Below are 454 nucleotides of genomic sequence, written 5' to 3'. Positions count from 1 at the left end.
CCGCGCCCGTTAAATCCTCCCCCTGCCGCGCGATTTCCCCCTATTCTCCCCCCCCCCTATGGAGATCGCGCACGAAGTGCGCATCTCCAGGGGCGCGGGGCTGTGCCCGATCAGCGACTCCGCCGCGGGGCGCGACCACCGGGCCCCTGGGGCGCACGAAGTGCGCATCTCAGGGGCGCGGGGAACTGCGCGACCAGCCCCCACCGGGCCGCGGTCGGCCGACTACCGGGAGCGCCCCTGGAGTTCCGCCGCCCGATCGCGGATCGCCGGAAGCTTGGACATCAGGGCAAGCCCCGGGCAATAGGTCTCGTACCCGTCCCGGTGCCCGGAGATCGCCGAGAACGACGCCTCCGTACCGGCGGGGAACCGGCTGAGACTGTTGCTGGAGACCAGGCGGACGTGCCCGCGGGGTTGCTCCCCGGCGGCCCCGAGGATCGAGGCGGCGACGGTGCGG

1 pseudogene is annotated in these 454 nt (G+C 73.3%); it reads right to left on the bottom strand.

Going from position 1 to position 454, the window contains the following annotated elements:
- Positions 1–222 precede the first annotated feature (222 nt).
- Positions 223–454: pseudogene (locus tag ACFW9D_RS21060) on the bottom strand (N-acetylmuramoyl-L-alanine amidase); the annotation flags it as partial.

It is taken from the genome of Streptomyces sp. NPDC059524 (genome assembly GCF_042749255.1).
GTDB lineage: Bacteria > Actinomycetota > Actinomycetes > Streptomycetales > Streptomycetaceae > Streptomyces > Streptomyces xanthii.
The sequence above is the reverse complement of the archived record's forward strand: the minus strand, read 5'-3'. Positions and strand labels throughout refer to the sequence as shown.